This is a genomic window from Rhizobium sp. BK196, from assembly GCF_014193255.1.
In the GTDB taxonomy this organism is placed as follows: domain Bacteria; phylum Pseudomonadota; class Alphaproteobacteria; order Rhizobiales; family Rhizobiaceae; genus Rhizobium.
The window spans coordinates 380,580-396,969 of record NZ_JACHZB010000004.1 but is presented as its reverse complement, the minus strand read 5'-3'; the positions used below and the strand labels follow the sequence as shown (position 1 = coordinate 396,969).

Genomic DNA, 16,390 nt, shown 5'->3' with positions numbered 1-16,390 from the left:
TCAGAGCCCGATTTCGTGCGCCCAGGGCGGGTTTGCGCCGGCGCGGGAGACGGTGACAGCCGCAGCCTTGGCGCCGAGGGCCAGCGCATTGCGCAGGGCCTGCTCGTCGAGATTGGCGACCTGCGCCTTGGTCAGCAGGTTGTCCATCTTCAGCGAGGCGAGGACACCGGCATCGAACGTGTCGCCTGCGCCGACCGTATCGACGACAGTGACGCGCTCGCTCGGCACGGTGACCTTGCGCGCATTGGTGTAGCCGGTGGCGCCTTCCGCACCCTTGGTGATGACGACGAGCTTGACGCCGTGGTTCAGCCAGTGGGCGGCCAGCGCATCATGGTCGCCTTCGAGGCCGAACCATTCGAGATCTTCGTCGGAGAATTTCACGATATCGGACTTGGCCGCCATGCGCTTGATGCGGGCCATATGCGCGGCCTTGTCCTTGATGAAGCCGGGACGGATGTTCGGGTCGAGTGAGATGACGCGCTTTGCAGCTTCGCGGTCGAGCAGCGCTTCGTAGGTTTCGCCGCAGGGGCTCGGGATCAGGCTGATTGCGCCGAAATGCAGGGCTTCGCAATCATCACCGAGGGTGGGCAGATCATCTGTGGTGATCATGCGGCCGGCCGTGCCCTCGTCGTAAAAGGCATAGGTCGCCTGGCCGTTGACGAGCTTGACGAAAGCGATCGTCGAGGGGCGCTGCGTGATGGCGCAAGGGCTGTAATCGACATTGCTCGCCTTCAGCGTATCGAGCAGGATTTCGCCCATCATGTCATCGGCAATGCCAGTGAAGAAGGCTGTCGGGATACCGAGACGACCGAGCGCAATCGCCGTGTTGAAGATCGCGCCGCCGGCATAGGGCGCAAAGCCCTTTTCGCCAAGGGTCGTATCCCTCGGCAGCATGTCGATCAGGGCCTCGCCGCAGCACAAAATCATCGAATTCCTCCCAACAGAACTTGCACGTTCTTCAATCGATTAAGCGAGCTTTTGTCAAAAGGCTAGAGCGAAAGCTCACTCACGCCACCATTCCTTGCCGACCACGCGAGCGGCGCATCGAGGAAGGACTCGACCTCCTGCAGCGTCCTGTCGTCGAAGAGCTTCTGCTGCCTGGCGATTGCCAGAACCTCGCGCCAGGTGGCGATATAATGGAGCTGGACCTTGCCATTGGCAAAGCGCTGATGTGCCTCCGGGAAGATGCCGTAGAAAAAGAGCGCAATGCCATGATCGACGACACCGCCGGCGGCTCTGACAGCATCGATGAAGGTGAACATGCTGCCGCCGGCCGTCGTCAGATCCTCGATGACGAGAACGCGGACGCCTTCCTTCATCTCGCCTTCGATCTGCGCATTACGGCCATGACCCTTCGGCTTCTTGCGGACATAGATCATCGGCAGGCCGAGACGATCGGCAAGCAGTGCGGCAAAGGGAATGCCCGCGGTCTCGCCGCCGGCGATGCAATCGAACTGCTCGAAACCGGCATCGCGCAACAGGGTGCTGGCGGCAAAATCCATCACGGTCGAGCGGACACGCGGGAAGGACAGGAGCTTGCGGCAATCGATATAGACGGGGCTCATGATGCCCGAGGCGTACTTATAGGGCGTCTCGGCATTGAAATGCACAGCCTTGATCTCCCAGAGCATCTTTGCCAGCAGCTCTGCCATCACGGCGCGATCGGGGAATGTGGTCTGGATCATGCGGCTCTCTCCTTCGGCTGACGTTCCAGCGGCAATAGCAGCAAGAGCGGCCGGTTTCCAGACGGAAGAAGACCGTCAGCCAAGCAGCCGGCCGATATCCGCAACCTGCATCTTCTTGAAGAGAGCGATCGCCTGCGCACCCTCTTCCTCATCCAGCGAAACCGCATAACGGACGGCAGCAGCAAGAAGCTGCATCGTCAGCCGGGCGATGGCGAGAAGCTCGGCCTCGGGCCGCGCCGGCCACAGGTGTTGTAACACTGAAAGCAAGGCCTGCGCATGGAATTCCATGTCTTCGGCATCGACTTCCTGAAGAAGCTTGTCCGTGTGGGTCGCATGCCAGATATCGCGCATGACCGGCTCGCGGCGGAAGAAGGCGTAATATTCATCGGCGATGACTGAGAGCGCAATGCGCAGATTGTCCGCATCCGTCACCTTGGCCAGTTCGCCAGCCACGCATCGACGGCCTTCCTCGTTGAAGCGTTCGGCGAGCGTGCGGATGATCGACGTCTTGTCCGGAAAGTATTGGTAGAGGGCACCGAAGGAAAGCCCAGCCTTTTCAACAATTTCGCTCATCTTCAGAGCATCGCTGCCGTTCTTTTCGATGAGCTCGGAGGCAACCGTCAGGATCTTTTCGAAGCGTTCGCGGCCACGCTGCTGGCTCGGGATGCGGCGCGGTTGGCCGATCGGCTCCTGATGGCGCCTGCGTCCTGCAACCATCTCTTCCGCCATCTTTCGATTCCTTCGGTCATTGACAATGAAAATAAGAGAGATTATCTCATTTTGCAAATGAGAGAGTTTCTCTTATTTTAAACGAAGGAGGAGTTTCGACATGCAGATTGTTCTCGTCCTGTCGCTTGTTGCCGCCGCGATCGGCAGCGGCCTTGTCGCCGGTATCTTCTTCGCGTTTTCGACCTTCATCATGACGGCATTCTCGCGCATTCCAGCGGAACAAGGCATCGCGGCGATGAACTCGATCAATGTCACCATCGTGCGCTCGCCCTTCATGCTGCTCTTCGTGCCGACCGCGATCCTCTGCGTCGTGATCGCAGTGCTCGCTTTCGTGAACTGGCGCGCCGGCGCTTCCTCGATGATGCTCGCGGGCTCCGCCCTTTATGTCCTCGCATCCTTCGTCTCGACCATCGTTTTCAACGTGCCGATGAACGATGCGCTGGACAAGGTCAGCGGCAACGGGCCGGATGCAGTCGAACTCTGGACCGCCTATCTCAGGGACTGGACCTGGTGGAACCACGTGAGGACCATCGCCTCGCTGCTTGCCTCCATCGCCTTCGTGCGCGCACTGATGCTCGTCTGAGTGACTGCTTGCCGAACGATCCAACGCACCGTCAGGAATCGGGTGGCCGGCTTCGAGCCAGTATGCGAACATCAGCCGGTTGGAGCGGAGGGGACCGCCATGCTCACACTTCATGATTATCTGCCGTCGCAAAATGGCTGGAAGGTAAGGGTTTTGCTCGGCCTGCTCGAAATGCCCTACAGCAGCCGGAATGTCTCGATCTTTGAGGGTGAGAGCCGTACCGAGGCGTTCCTGAAGCTCAATCCGGTCGGCGCCATCCCGGTTCTCGAACTCGATGATGGGCGCGCGATCGCCGAATCCAATGCAATCCTCACCTATCTCGCCGAGGGCACACGCTTTCTGCCATCTGACAGCTACGAACGCGCGAAGGTCATGCAATGGCTGTTCTTCGAACAATATCATGTCGAGCCTGTCATCGGCTCGCTGCGCTTCTGGACGTTGACGGGACGGCTGGAGCGTAACCAGAGCATGATTACGGGGAAGCGCGAAGCCGCAACCCGCGCTCTCGCCGCACTCGAACGCGGCCTCGCCGACAGCCGGTTTCTTGTCGGCGAGGAGCTGACCATCGCCGATATTGCGGTCTATGCCTACAGCCATCGGGCTGGGGATTGCGGCTTTCCTCTCGCAGCCTATCCGGCGTTTGCTGCCTGGTGCGATCGCGTTCGAGATGCCATCGGCCCCGGCTATCCGGTCTATCCCTATAGCCTCGATCCGCATTCCGGCGCCCGCGCGGAGCTGTAGACTATATCTGCTGGCAGAAGGTGATGCGGTTGCTGAAGGGGTCGATGACGGTCATTTCCAGGCCCCAGGGCGCTTCCTCGACACCCGGTTTCATGTAGCGGTAGTTCCTGGCGGTGAGTTCGGCCTGATAGGCGCTGATATTCTTCACCCGCACGAAGGCCCGGGCGCCGGGGCTTGCATCGCCGGAATGCTCGCTCAAATGCAATTGCATTTTCTCGCGCGAAACCTGGCAATACAGCGGAAAATTCTCGCCGAAACGATGCTCCCAATCCAAGGCGAAACCCAGAAAGCCGCAATAAAATTCCATGGCTTTCTCGACCGAGAAAATGCGGAAGATCGGTACCGGCGGCTCGATGCCTGCAGCCGATTTCACACCTTCGGCCTCGTCCAGCTTTGCGGAAAGAATGTTCCACTGGTCGAAGCCGAATTGTCTGGCGACGATCTCCAGGGTTTCACTGTGGGTGAGGGAAATATCACGATCGGCAAGCGCCTGCCGAAGTGTTTTTGCCATAAGCTTGGCATCGCGAAAATCGCGCATTGTTCATCCTTCCGTCGGCGGCAAACAGGAAGATCAGTGCCCGCATCTGCTGACCCGTTCGCCATCGATTGCCGAGAGCAAGGATGTGAAGGTGGATTTGGATGCATTCACCATAATGCTTGCGCATCGCGGGGCGGCTGGCTGCATCCGACCGGCTATCAGCTTATGAAAGGTTGAGAGAACGATCAAGAGGCCGATCGCGCGAAGCCTGACGGTACCGAATGCAGGTGGCCGGCGAGTTCGACGCGATTGCGGCCGGCGCGCTTGGCGACGTAGAGCGCCTTGTCGGCAGCACTCAGCATGGAGTCAAAGTCCAGCGGCTTGGCGCGGCAGGGCGCGACGCCGACGCTGACAGTGCATTTGAGCACCTCGTCGTCGGTGGGGATCTCGCGCGCCTCGAAGGCCTTGCGGATACGTTCGGCGGCGACTTCCGCCCGGCCGGGCATGCTCTCCTTCAGCACCAGCGCAAATTCTTCGCCACCGAGCCGCGCGACGGTATCGTCGGTGTGGCAATTGGCCGAAAGTTCGTCGGCGAAGATCTTGAGCACGCGATCGCCCGTGGCATGGCCATAACGGTCGTTGACGGATTTGAAATGATCTATATCGAAGACGATGACGGCGGTGGTCGGGTCCATGGGACGCGTGCCGTATTGATCGAACAGCGCGCGGCGGTTGAGCAAACCGGTCAGCGGGTCGGTAATCGCCTCGAGCCGATGACGGGCGGCGAGCCGCCACTGATGCAATGCCAGCGACAGCGCGCCAATCCCTGTCATGCCCGCGATACAGACGGCGAGGCTCAGATCTTCCGCCCAATTGCTGGGCGCCTTTCCGAGCACGAGCTTTCCTTCGGAGATCAGCACGGCGGCGCAGAGAACGAAGGAGATGGCCGTCAGCGTATAGAGCGCAGCAATCCCGAGGAGCGGCGCCGGCGCTTCGGCGCGCGCGAGCCAATATTGCCTGGCGGTAGCAAAGAGCAGCAGGGCGATGGCAAGATTGTCGGCGATGAAGGCCAGGCCGTCATAACCTAATAGCATCGGCACAGTGGAGAAGACCATCGCCGCCAAAGCCCGGACTGCGATGGCCGGTATCACCAGGCGCCCGGTAAGAAACTGCTTGCCTGCACCCCATATGGTGGCAAACCCGGCATGAAACAGCACGAAATTGGCGATGCCGAACGATAGCTCCGGCTTACTCACATAGGCGCTGTAAGCAAAAATGCCGCTGACGACGAGGACGAGACCGATGGTGGCAGTGAGCAGCACGGTTTCGGCCCGACGGACGAGCCAACTGCCCATCAATGTCACGGCGAGACATGCCGCCGACACACCCAGCGCCAGCAGGAGGGAGTTGTAGTCAAGCATCATGCTTTCAGTCTCCGCAGCTATTGTCGCGCCAGAGGATATTGGCAGCTGATGGGCTTTGCGATGAGGAATGTCTTATGCATCCGTTAACAAATGATGCATCGCACAATAAAAATGTTACGCGTCTAACGTCGCGCCGGAATTTAAAACGAATATTCGATTTAAAATAGAAAATACTGACGTAGCACCTACGCCATCACCTGCCAATGAAGCGGAAACATCGGATCGAAGACGGTCACCGAGCCGGCGCCTGTTTCTACCTTGGCGGGAAAGAAGATTGGCTCGGCATGCCGGGACAGGGTGATGCGTTCCTCGTTCGGCGGCAAGCCGTACCAAGCGGGGCCGTTCAGCGACGCGAAAGCTTCGAGGCGTTCCAGAGCACCCTCCTCCTCGAACACATGAGCAAGGCAGCTCATCGTATTGATCGAGGTGTAGATGCCGGCACAGCCGCAGGCGCATTCCTTCAGCGGATCGACATGCGGGGCGGAATCCGTGCCGAGGAAGAAGCGCGGATCGGCCCCGGTGGCGGCCGCGCGCAGGGCCAGCCGGTGGGTCTCGCGTTTGGCGACTGGCAGGCAGTAATAATGAGGCCGGATGCCGCCGACGAGGATGGCATTGCGGTTGATGATCAGATGATGCGTAGTGATCGAGCCGGCGAGATTGCCTTTGGCCGCCTTGATGTAGTCGATACCATCAGATGTCGTCACGTGCTCCATCGTCACCTTCAGCTCGGGCAAGCGCCGGCGCAGCGGATCGAGCACGGTCTCGATGAAGACGGCCTCGCGATCGAAGATATCGACATCAGGCGTCGTCACCTCACCGTGGACGCAGAGCGGCAGGCCGATCTTCGCCATGCGCTCCAGCACCGGCATCGCCTTTTCCATGTCACGCACGCCGCCATGCGAATTGGTGGTGGCGCCGGCCGGGTAAAGCTTGACGGCGGTGATGAGCCCGCTCTTCTTTCCCTCTTCCACGTCGTCGGGGCTCGTATGCTCGGTCAGATAGAGCGTCATCAGCGGCTGGAAGCGATGGCCAGCCGGAAGCGCCTTCATGATACGGTCGCGATAGGCGGCCGCATCAGCGGTCGTGACGACGGGCGGCACCAGGTTCGGCATGATGATGGCGCGGGCGAAGGTGCTGCTCGTATCTCCGATCACACCTTCCAGCATGGCGCCGTCGCGCAGATGCAGATGCCAGTCGTCAGGACGGCGGATGGTGATCGATTGCATGGGAGCCTCCGAAGCGATGCGGGTTTCGCCTCGATAGCATCAACACCGGTGCGGAAACAACTGTTCAGGCCAGCGCGATTTCCAATGTGATGTCGGCAGGCCGACGATTTTCGAGAATGAGACGGCCGTTCGGCAGGTCGTTGCCGTAGACTTTGGCGCTTGCTTCTTCCTCGGTCAGCTTATAGCCGCGCCAGCGATCCCAGAGCCGCTCTTCCAGCACATCGATCGGCGGTGCCAGCATCACCGAAAAATCGAACACGCCTTCGAGTTCGGCCCATTTGCCCAGCGAAAACAGCAGGTAATTGCCTTCGACGATGATGAAGCGATGATCGGGGGAAATGGCGCGGGCCGACGCGATGGCGAGTTCGCGCGAGCGATCAAAGACCGGCACCAGAACCTCCTGGTCGGCCCGCCTGACAGCGCGGATGATATCGAGAAACCCGCGAACATCGAAGGTTTCGGGAATACCTTTGCGCGCCAGGAGGCCGCGTTCGATCAGGATGGCATTGTCCATGTGGAAGCCATCCATCGGCAGCACTTCGGCGCTTTCGCCTCTGGCCTTCAGCGCGACGGCCAGATTGTCGGCCATCGTCGACTTTCCCGCACCCGGCGGCCCGGCGACGGCGATCAGGAAACGTTTGGCATCGCCGGCGCGGACGAGAACCTCGCCGACAATGTCATCGATACGTGTGCTCATGCCGCGACAGGCTCCGTCGGCGCCGCCTTGGCGCCGGTCATGAACGCGACGGCGTCGGACATTGTATATTCCTTCGGATCGATCACTGTCAGCCGCCGGCCGAGACGGTGGATATGGATCCGGTCGGCCACCTCGAAGACATGCGGCATGTTGTGGGAGATCAGCACGATTGGCAGGCCGCGGGCGCGTACGTCGAGGATCAGCTCCAGCACGCGGCGGCTTTCCTTGACGCCGAGAGCCGCTGTCGGTTCGTCCATGATGATGACCTTCGAGCCGAAGGCGGCGGCGCGGGCGACAGCGACGCCCTGACGCTGGCCGCCGGAGAGCGTCTCGACCGCCTGGTTGATGTTCTGGATCGTCATCAGGCCCAGTTCCGACAGCTTGTTGCGTGCCAGCTTTTCCATCGCCGGCCGGTCGAGCATGCGGAACACCGAGCCGAGCGGGCCGCGTTTACGGATCTCGCGGCCGAGGAACATATTGTCGGCGATCGACAGTGCCGGCGACAGCGCGAGGTTCTGATAGACCGTCTCGATGCCGGCCTCACGCGCCTCCATCGGCGACCTGAACTGCACCTGCCGGCCTTCCAGCGTGATCACCCCCTCGTCGGGCGTGACGGCGCCTGAAATCGCCTTGATGAGCGAGGACTTGCCGGCACCGTTATCGCCAATGACGGCGAGGATTTCCCCCGGATACAAGTCGAAATCGGCATTGTCGAGCGCGGTCACGCGTCCATAACGCTTGACGAGACCACGGGCGGTGAGAAGGGGTTCGCGAACCATGATTACACCGAAACCTTTCTGATCCACTGATCGATGGCGACGGCGGCGATGATCAGCACGCCCGTCAGCAGGACTTTCCATTGCGGATCGGCACCGAGCATGTTGAGCCCCATCGACACGACGCCGACGATCATGGCGCCGAAGAGAGTGCCAAGAATGGAGCCGCGGCCGCCGAACAGCGAGATACCGCCGATCACAGTCGCGGTGATCGCTTGAAGATTATAATCGGTGACAGCCGAAGACGGTGAGATCGAGCCGTTGCGGCCGATCGAGACCCAGGCAGCGAAGGCAGCGATGATGCCCGATATCGTATAGACGGTCAGCAGCACCTGCTTGGTCTGGATGCCGGACAGCTTTGAGGCCTCGGGATCGTCGCCGACGGCATAAACATGTCGGCCCCAGGCGGTGTGATTGAGAACATACCAGAGCAGCAGGACGAGCAACACCATGGCGATGACCCCAAGGGTGAGCACGGCACTGCCGAGCCTGAAGCTCGCGGCGAAAAGATGAAGCAGCGGCGCCTGTTCGTCGACGTCGGCGTCGCGGATCGTCTCGTTGGCGGAATAGATGAAATTCGTCGCCATGACGATATTCCAGGTGCCGAGCGTGACGATGAAGGGCGGCAGTTTCATGAAGGCGACAAGGAAGCCGTTCAGCAATCCGCACAGGCCGCCGACAAGGAGGCCGGCTGCGACCGCGATCGGCGTCGGTATGCCGTAGGTAATCGCGACGTTACCCATGATAACAGCCGAGATCACCATGATGACGCCGATCGAAAGATCGATGCCGGCCGTCAGGATGACCAGCGTCTGGGCGGCGCCGAGAATGCCGACGATGGCGATCTGCTGCAGGATCAGCGTCAGCGTATAGGACGAGAAGAACCGTCCCCCGATCGCTATCCCGAAAATCACGATCGCCAGCACCAGCACGATCAGCGGCACGGCGGCCGGCGTCGAGTGCAGAAAATGCTGCGCGCGCTTGATCAGCGAGACATCCTGGTGCTCGAAGGAGGCGACGTTCTTGTCGCTGCCGTCGAGGACGCGTTCGAATTCCTGTGCTCCGGTCATTGTTCCTCCTCCGCATCCGCGCGCCGAACCGCGCGGAGGCCGTCACTCCTGTTCATCCGTTGTTGCTTAGCCGGTGGAGCGACGGCACATCGTCCGTCCAAAACGGCCGGGGATCAAGCCCCGGCCGTTTTCTCTTTCAATAGATCGGGCTTAGCCCCAGCACTTGTCCGTGCCTTCCTTGGTGTCGATCGACTTGACGCCGGAGACCGGCTTGTCGGTGACGAGCGAGACGCCGGTGTCGAAGAAGGACTTGCCTTCGGTCGGCTTCGGCTTTTCACCCGAGTCGGCGAACTTCTTGATCGCCTCGATGCCGAGCGAAGCCATCAACAGCGGATATTGCTGCGAGGTGGCGCCGATGACGCCTTCCTTGACCGACTTGACGCCCGGGCAACCACCGTCGACCGACACGATCAGCACGTTCTTTTCCATACCGACAGCCTTCAGCGCCTGGTAGGCGCCGACAGCGGCCGGCTCGTTGATCGTGTGAATGACGTTGATGCTCGGATCCTTCTGCAGAAGGTTTTCCATGGCCTTGCGGCCGCCTTCCTCGTTGCCGTTAGTCACGTCGTGGCCGACGATGCGCTTGTCGTCTTCGTCGCCGATCTTGTCCGGGTTCTTCGGATCGATGCCAAAGCCCATCATGAAGCCCTGGTCGCGCAAAACGTCGACTGTCGGCTGCGACGGCGTCAGGTCGAGGAAGCCGACCTTGGCGTCCTTGGCCTTGTCGCCGAGCGTTTCCTTGGCCCACTGGCCGATCAGCTTGCCGGCGAGCAGGTTGTCGGTGGCGAAGGTGGCGTCGGCGGCATCGGCCGGTTCCAGCGGCGTGTCGAGCGCGATGACCAGCAGGCCGGCGTCGCGGGCCTTCTTGACCGCAGGCACGATGCCCTTGGTGTCGGAAGCCGTCAGCAGGATGCCCTTTGCGCCGTCGGCGATGCAGCTTTCGATCGCCGCAACCTGGCTTTCGCTGTCACCATCGATCTTGCCGGCATAGGACTTCAGCGAAACGCCAAGTTCCTTGGCCTTGGCGGTCGCACCTTCCTTCATCTTGACGAAGAAGGGGTTGGTGTCGGTCTTGGTGATGAGGCAGGCGGAAACGTCGGCCGCCATGGCCGGAGCGGAAAAGGCGACACCGAGCGCGAGCGCGCTGAAAGCGAGAACGGATTTCTTCATGGACTCCTCCCAGAGTTTGCCGGCGCCGCCCCTGCGGAGCCGGAATTAAAGGCGGCACTCGGAGGCCTCTAAAGCCTTCCTGTGCCCTTGACGATGGCAATTAAGAGCGAAAGAAATCGGCTTGTCAATAAATAAATCCAATTGAATTATTAATTCGATGTGGCATGCTCGGCGAAAATCGGGCATAGGCCAACGATCGGGAGGAGCGGCCATGTCATCCTTGGATGGACCGGAAAACATGCCGGCCCCGCCACCAATTCTCAATCCGGCCGGGGGTGCGAACCAGGTCAGGGTGCGCGCCTATAACGAACGGCTCGTGCTGTCGCTGGTGCGCCTCTACGGCGCACTGTCGAAGGCCGATATCGCGCGACGCAGCGGGCTCTCGGCGCAGACCGTCTCAGTCATCATGCGGGTCTTGGAAAAGGAAGGCCTGCTTTTGCGCGGGGATCCCGTACGCGGTCGCGTCGGCCAGCCATCGATCCCCATGCATCTCAATCCCGACGCCGTCTATTCCTTCGGCTTGAAGATGGGACGGCGCAGCGCCGATCTGGTGCTGATGGATTTCGTCGGCCGCATCCGCATGCAGCTGCACCGGACCTATGCCTATCCGTTGCCGCACGAAATCCTCGCCTTCGTCACCTCGGGCATCCAGGAGCTCGAAAGCCGGCTCGACGAAAAGCAGCGCAGCCGCATTGCCGGCCTCGGCATCGCCGCACCTTTCGAGCTCTGGAACTGGGCCGAAGAGGTGGGAGCGCCGGCGGGCGCGATGGAGGTGTGGCGCGATGTCGACCTGCAGACCGATATCGCCGCGCGCGTTCCCCATCCGGTATTCCTGCAGAACGATGCGACCAGCGCCTGCGGGGCGGAATTGGTCTTCGGCGTCGGGCCTTCCTATCCGGATTTCGTTTATTTCTTCATCGGCTCCTTCATCGGCGGCGGCATTGTGCTGAACTCGGCGATCTTTTCCGGCCGCACCGGCACGGCGGGCGCGATCGGGCCGCTGCCGGTGCGCGGCAAGAACGGCGAGACGAAGCAGCTGCTCGAAATCGCCTCGATCTTCGTGCTCGAGAATATGCTGCGCGAGCGAGGCATCGATCCCGAGCCGCTCTGGTATTCCGCCGACGATTGGGTGGATTTCGGTGAGCCCATGGAAAGCTGGATCCAGGATACCGCCAAGGCGCTGGCGCAGGCGATCGTCGCTGCCGCTTCGATCGTCGATTTCAGCGCGGCCGTCATCGACGGCGGTTTTCCCGCCTGGGTGCGCAGCCGTGTGGTGCAGGCCACGATCGACGAAGCAGCCAAGCTTGACCTGCAGGGCGTCGTCATGCCCGAAATCATCGAGGGCGCGGTCGGAGCGCAGGCACGCGCCATCGGCGGCGCCAGCCTGCCGATTTTCGCGCGTTACCTCACCGACCAGAACGTTCTCTTCAAGGAGGTAGACCATGCTGAAAGGACTTGATCCGCTATTGAGCCCGGAGTTGCTTTCGACACTTCGGGCCATGGGCCACGGTGACGAAATCGCCATCGTCGACGGCAATTATCCGGGCGTCGAACATGGGCGGCGGCTGATCAGGCTCGACGGACATCATCTCATTCCGGTTCTCGACGCCGTTTTGAGCGTGCTGCCGATCGACGACTTCGTGGAGGAAGCGATCTTCCGTTCGACGGTGAAGACCGAGCGTGACAAGCTCGATCCCGTGCATGAGGAAATGATCGCCTGCTGCGCCCGCCACGAGCCGGAGCGACAGGTCGTTCCGCTGGTAGGGCAGGATTTTTATGGCCGCGTTCGCGCGGCCCACGCCGTCATCCAGACCAGCGAGCCGAGGCTTTATGCCAATATCATCCTGCGCAAGGGCGTGATCTATCCTTCGGCCGGTGACGAGCCCGCCAAGGCCGAGGTCGATCCCTTCGTCTATTGATGTCGGCCGTCAGATTTCGCCGGCCGATGGTCCCCAAACATCCGTCAGCGCAAAACCGAGGGGATGCGGATCGAAGGGATCGAGTGCGACCTGAGACAGGCCGAAGGTAAAGCCGCGGCCCGATATCGTCGGGATGACGGCCGGTTTTCCGGCCACTTCCGTCACCGCCTGCAGGCCGACTTCGAATTCCGAGCCGATGATCGATTTCGACTTGAAAACATCACCGACCTTTGCCTTTCCGCGCGCATGAAGCGTCGCGAGATTAGCCGAGTTGCCCGTGCCGCAGGGCGAGCGATCGGCGCGCCCCGGCCACATGGTGGTGCAGGTGCGCACGGTGCCATCCGCCTCGGTATCGCGGAACATGACATAGGCTACGCCCGAGATTGCCGGGATTTCCGGATGCACGACTTTGATATTGCGGTTGATCAGGTCTTTGAGGATCATGCCGGCCTGCACCAATCCTGCGGCATTCGCCTTCTCGATCGTCAGATTGATCTGACCGACATCGACCAGTGCGTAGAAGATGCCGCCGTAGCAGATGTCCGCCCTGATCTTTCCCCAATGCGGCGTGTCGATCTCGACATCCAGTTCATGGACGAAGGACGGCACCATGGTCAGTTTCACCTTTTCGCAGCGACCGTCGCGGCAGGTGGCCGTGGCCTTGACCAGTCCGGCTGCGGTTTCCAGCGTAACGACAGTTTCCGGCTCCTTCATCTCGACGATGCCGGATTCCAGAAGAGCGGTCGTCACGCAGATGGAATTCGAGCCCGAACTGGCATGCGCCTGATCAGGCTGCAGGATGATGAAGGCCGCATCTGCGTCCGGATGCTTCGGCGGCAGCAAGAGGTTGACCGAGCCGATCGGTGCGCCGCGCGGCTCGAGGCAGAGGAAGCGACGAAGCTCCTGCCCCTTGGGGTCGGTGTTCAGCCAGTGAAGCTGGGCCGCAACCGTCTCGCCCGGAATCTTCGGCACGCCGCCGATCGCCACCTTGCCGATTTCACCTTCGGCATGAACATCCAGAAGCTGGATCGTGCGCTTCCATCTCATCCTTCAAACTCCAAATCAGACGTGACCCCGCGCGATGCCTCCATCGACGCGGATATTGTTACGGGTGACGAAGGTTCCGGCCATGACCAGTCCTAGTACCTGTCGATGCGGAATGGCTTGATATCAACTGATGTTTTGACGCCTGCCACCATATCCGCAATCAACCGTGCTGTCGTTGCCGAATAGGTCAGGCCGAGATGGCCGTGGCCAGTGGCATAGAAGACGCCAGGTATTTTCGAAGAGGGCGAGATAATCGGGATCGTATCCGGCAGCGCCGGGCGATGGCCCATCCATTCGCGGGTGTCCTGAACCCTGAGATCGGGCAGGATACGCTGCGCATGGCGCACGAGCACACGCGGACGGCGGAAGTCGGGGGGAGCCGTCAGACCGGCCAGCTCGACATTGCCTCCAATGCGGATACCGCCGGCCGTCGGCGTGACCATGAAGGCGCGATGCGGCCAGATCACCGAATAGCGCATGGAAATTCCGGGCTGCATGATCTGCGTATGGTAACCGCGCTCGGTTTCAAGCGGGATCGGCTCGCCGAGGGCCTCGGCCAGGAACCGCGTATGAACGCCGGCCGCCAGGACGACCTTGTCGGCTTCGATGCGGCTACTGTTTTCGAAAAGAACTGCAACCTTGCCGTCACTGCTGCGTTCGACACCTTTTGCCTGGCCGAATACGAAGTCGGCGCCAGCGGCTCTCGCGGCATCAGTGAGCTTGACGACAAGTTCATACGGATCGCGGATCGACTTGTTGTCCGGCAGCAACACTGCCTTGGCGATTTTCGGCGAAAGGGTCGGTTCGTAATACTGGATCGCGCCGTTGCTCAGCACCTCGAATTCCAGGCCATAGCGCCGCATCAATTCGAGATGGCCACGGTCCGCATCGAATTCGGCCTCGGTTTCGTAGATCGCAAGACAGCCCTCCTCGGTCATCAGATCGGGCGCGCGGATGGCATCGAGCATGGTGCGGAAATTGCCGAGAGCGGCCTTGGAAAGGCTCATGCCCGCATCCTCGATCTCCCTGAGACGGGCCGGACGGCCGGCTGCGAGAAACCGCAGGAACCAGGGCAGGATTTTCGGCGCGTAGCCCGGTCGCAGCCAGACCGGGCCTTCCGGATCGATCAGCCAGCGCGGCAGCTTCTTCCAGGTCGACGGACCAGAACCAGCTGCGAAGTCAAGCGCGATGCTCGCCATATTGCCGTAAGAGGTTCCCCTGCCCGGTTCCCCCTTGTCGATCAGCGTTACCTGAAAACCCCGCCGCTGCAATTCGAAAGCAATCGAAGCGCCGATCACACCGGCGCCGACAACGGCCACCGTCCTATTCGTTTCATTCGCCATGTCTTGTCCACCGCACGGCAGAGTCGATTGCCGCCGGAGACGTGATATATCACAACGAAGCGGATGCCTATGATTTTTTACTGAGTGTCTTCCGGCAGCCCCGCTCCGACGCTGTCGCCCACTGAACCCACGGTATTGTTCATCGACTGGCCGAGACGGCGCACCTGAGCATCGTAGTTGCGGCGGGTGCGGGGATCGAAGATGGCGATCGGCGTGCTGACTGCGAGGCTGACTGCGCTGCCGGCCGTCTGGGCGGCACCAATGGCGACAGCGCCGACCGCTTCGCCGAGCCCGACTTCGGAATCGGTAATCGTCTGACCGGCAATCAGCCGGTCGCCGATGAGCTTCACCACTTCCGGACTTTCGGCGAATTTGCCATGATTCAGGCGATCGCCGGTTTTCAGCTTGGTGAGGTCGAGCACGGTGATACCGGCCGCCTCCAGCTTGCTGCGATAGGGCTCGGCGGACGGATCGATCTGGCCGAGGCGATCGACATTGCCGGAGATGCGCCGCGAGAGCGCGAGAGCGCGGTCATCCCGGGAAACGAAGATGGTGAAATGCGGCCTGTCCTTGCCGAGACTCTGAAACTGGCGGCCGAACACGTCGACATCGAGATCCGGCGAGGCAAGGATGACATTGTTGATCTTGGAGGCGACGTGGCCGTCGCGGATCGCCATCTGGCGCAGCGCCTCGACCGTCAGCCAGGTCCCCATGGAGTGGGCCATGATAGTGATATCACCCACCGACGGATTGTTGGCCGTGCGCCGCAGCAGCTCTTCCAGCGCATCGCGCGAATAGTTGGTACTCTCTTTGTCGTAGTTGTAATCGAAGATGCTGGCGCGCGATGGCCATGTGAAAACGGCGGGCGCCACGTCGGCATGCGAATCATGGACGATCTGTGCGAAGCGATAGACCGCATCCTCATAACGGTTATTGAAGCCATGTACGAAGATGAGGACACGCTTGCTCTTCGGCATATGCGTTCTCAACCAGTTCTCGCCCGCCTTCTCTCCATTAAGCGGATCGACTGCGACAGTGACGAAATCCTTGAGCGGATCGGCAGGTAGACGGCGGGGCCATTGCACTTGCCCGACCTTCCGATTGGCTTCCGGAGGAATGGAGACATCGACTGCATCGACCATCAACCCGGTGCCGCGCTCTCCGGAGAAGAGTATGGCCGGATTTTCATCGGCAGCGCGCGTGGTCGCTACCAGCAAATCGACGCGCGACGTGCCCGGCGGAACCGTGCCAGCCGCCTGCATGACGCCGATCGGCCGGCCGCAGGAAACAAGGAGGCCCAGGACGAGCAGGGCTGCGAGAGCTTTGCCCAAAACACTGCATCTGCCGATCATGACATCTCCGCAGGTTCAGGCGTCATCGCGCCAAACCACCAACATGCGCTTGCTGCGCGCCTTCAGATAGGCCCAGGCCAAGGGCGGAGTCAATTTTACGAAGGTTTGGGAGAACGATAATCCGGGAAAAAGAAAGAGCCCGACGCGGGA

Annotated in this window: 17 protein-coding genes; 4 read left to right on the top strand and 13 right to left on the bottom strand. The window is 61.0% G+C overall.

Features of this window, described 5'->3' with window-relative positions; genetic code table 11:
* From FHT78_RS17150 to FHT78_RS17140, 3 genes are all read right to left on the bottom strand, one after another.
* The gene (locus FHT78_RS17150) at nucleotides 1–927 is read right to left on the bottom strand and encodes a carbohydrate kinase (RefSeq protein WP_183746343.1); all 927 of its coding nucleotides are present in this window, start codon (nucleotides 925–927) and stop codon (nucleotides 1–3) included.
* A 62-nt stretch (nucleotides 928–989) separates the two neighbouring features.
* Nucleotides 990–1,685: an orotate phosphoribosyltransferase gene (locus FHT78_RS17145; protein WP_183746341.1), complete on the bottom strand. Its 696-nt coding sequence runs from the start codon at nucleotides 1,683–1,685 to the stop codon at nucleotides 990–992.
* A gap of 75 nt (nucleotides 1,686–1,760) precedes the next feature.
* On the bottom strand, nucleotides 1,761–2,414 hold the full coding sequence (locus FHT78_RS17140; RefSeq protein WP_183746338.1) for a TetR/AcrR family transcriptional regulator: 654 nt from the start codon (nucleotides 2,412–2,414) through the stop codon (nucleotides 1,761–1,763).
* 100 nt (nucleotides 2,415–2,514) lie between these two features.
* Here FHT78_RS17140 and FHT78_RS17135 point away from each other — a divergent pair, with 100 nt between their 5' ends.
* Nucleotides 2,515–2,997: an anthrone oxygenase family protein gene (locus tag FHT78_RS17135; RefSeq protein ID WP_183746335.1), complete on the top strand. Its 483-nt coding sequence runs from the start codon at nucleotides 2,515–2,517 to the stop codon at nucleotides 2,995–2,997.
* A gap of 99 nt (nucleotides 2,998–3,096) precedes the next feature.
* Nucleotides 3,097–3,738: a glutathione S-transferase family protein gene (locus FHT78_RS17130; RefSeq protein ID WP_183746332.1), complete on the top strand. Its 642-nt coding sequence runs from the start codon at nucleotides 3,097–3,099 to the stop codon at nucleotides 3,736–3,738.
* A gap of 1 nt (nucleotide 3,739) precedes the next feature.
* Here the strand turns inward: FHT78_RS17130 and FHT78_RS17125 are convergent, their stop codons facing one another.
* The 7 genes from FHT78_RS17125 to FHT78_RS17095 all read right to left on the bottom strand — a co-directional run bounded on the left by FHT78_RS17125 (nucleotide 3,740) and on the right by FHT78_RS17095 (nucleotide 10,579).
* On the bottom strand, nucleotides 3,740–4,276 hold the full coding sequence (locus FHT78_RS17125) for a glyoxalase superfamily protein (protein ID WP_183746331.1): 537 nt from the start codon (nucleotides 4,274–4,276) through the stop codon (nucleotides 3,740–3,742).
* Nucleotides 4,277–4,461: 185 nt separating this feature from the next.
* Nucleotides 4,462–5,640: a GGDEF domain-containing protein gene (locus FHT78_RS17120; RefSeq protein ID WP_183746329.1), complete on the bottom strand. Its 1,179-nt coding sequence runs from the start codon at nucleotides 5,638–5,640 to the stop codon at nucleotides 4,462–4,464.
* Nucleotides 5,641–5,825: 185 nt separating this feature from the next.
* Nucleotides 5,826–6,866, bottom strand: a complete 1,041-nt coding sequence (gene pyrC, locus FHT78_RS17115; RefSeq protein ID WP_183746327.1) for a dihydroorotase — start codon at nucleotides 6,864–6,866, stop codon at nucleotides 5,826–5,828.
* Nucleotides 6,867–6,930: 64 nt separating this feature from the next.
* Nucleotides 6,931–7,563: a nucleoside triphosphate hydrolase gene (locus tag FHT78_RS17110; RefSeq protein WP_183746325.1), complete on the bottom strand. Its 633-nt coding sequence runs from the start codon at nucleotides 7,561–7,563 to the stop codon at nucleotides 6,931–6,933.
* Complete coding sequence (locus FHT78_RS17105) at nucleotides 7,560–8,342, bottom strand: ATP-binding cassette domain-containing protein (protein ID WP_183746323.1); 783 nt, start codon at nucleotides 8,340–8,342, stop codon at nucleotides 7,560–7,562. Before FHT78_RS17105 ends, FHT78_RS17110 begins: the two co-directional genes overlap by 4 nt.
* Nucleotides 8,343–8,344: 2 nt before the next feature.
* Nucleotides 8,345–9,409 carry an ABC transporter permease gene (locus tag FHT78_RS17100; protein WP_183746321.1) on the bottom strand — a complete coding sequence of 355 codons (1,065 nt, stop codon included), beginning with the start codon at nucleotides 9,407–9,409 and terminating at the stop codon, nucleotides 8,345–8,347.
* A 150-nt stretch (nucleotides 9,410–9,559) separates the two neighbouring features.
* Nucleotides 9,560–10,579, bottom strand: a complete 1,020-nt coding sequence (locus tag FHT78_RS17095; protein WP_183746318.1) for a sugar ABC transporter substrate-binding protein — start codon at nucleotides 10,577–10,579, stop codon at nucleotides 9,560–9,562.
* Nucleotides 10,580–10,790: 211 nt separating this feature from the next.
* Here FHT78_RS17095 and FHT78_RS17090 point away from each other — a divergent pair, with 211 nt between their 5' ends.
* Nucleotides 10,791–12,038: an ROK family transcriptional regulator gene (locus tag FHT78_RS17090; RefSeq protein ID WP_183746316.1), complete on the top strand. Its 1,248-nt coding sequence runs from the start codon at nucleotides 10,791–10,793 to the stop codon at nucleotides 12,036–12,038.
* The gene (locus FHT78_RS17085; protein ID WP_183746314.1) at nucleotides 12,022–12,498 is read left to right on the top strand and encodes an RbsD/FucU domain-containing protein; all 477 of its coding nucleotides are present in this window, start codon (nucleotides 12,022–12,024) and stop codon (nucleotides 12,496–12,498) included. Before FHT78_RS17090 ends, FHT78_RS17085 begins: the two co-directional genes overlap by 17 nt.
* Before the next feature lie 9 nt (nucleotides 12,499–12,507).
* On the opposite strand, the gene FHT78_RS17080 is transcribed toward FHT78_RS17085, so the two are convergent.
* The 3 genes from FHT78_RS17080 to FHT78_RS17070 all read right to left on the bottom strand — a co-directional run bounded on the left by FHT78_RS17080 (nucleotide 12,508) and on the right by FHT78_RS17070 (nucleotide 16,240).
* Nucleotides 12,508–13,545 (bottom strand): 4-hydroxyproline epimerase, encoded by a 1,038-nt coding sequence (locus FHT78_RS17080; RefSeq protein WP_183746312.1) that lies wholly within the window; start codon nucleotides 13,543–13,545, stop codon nucleotides 12,508–12,510.
* Nucleotides 13,546–13,637: 92 nt separating this feature from the next.
* Nucleotides 13,638–14,888, bottom strand: coding sequence for an FAD-binding oxidoreductase (locus FHT78_RS17075; RefSeq protein ID WP_183746310.1), 1,251 nt, complete (start codon nucleotides 14,886–14,888; stop codon nucleotides 13,638–13,640).
* A 77-nt stretch (nucleotides 14,889–14,965) separates the two neighbouring features.
* A complete protein-coding gene (locus FHT78_RS17070; RefSeq protein WP_183746308.1) occupies nucleotides 14,966–16,240 on the bottom strand; it encodes an alpha/beta hydrolase in 1,275 nt (424 codons plus the stop codon).
* Between the last annotated feature and the right edge of the window lie 150 nt (nucleotides 16,241–16,390).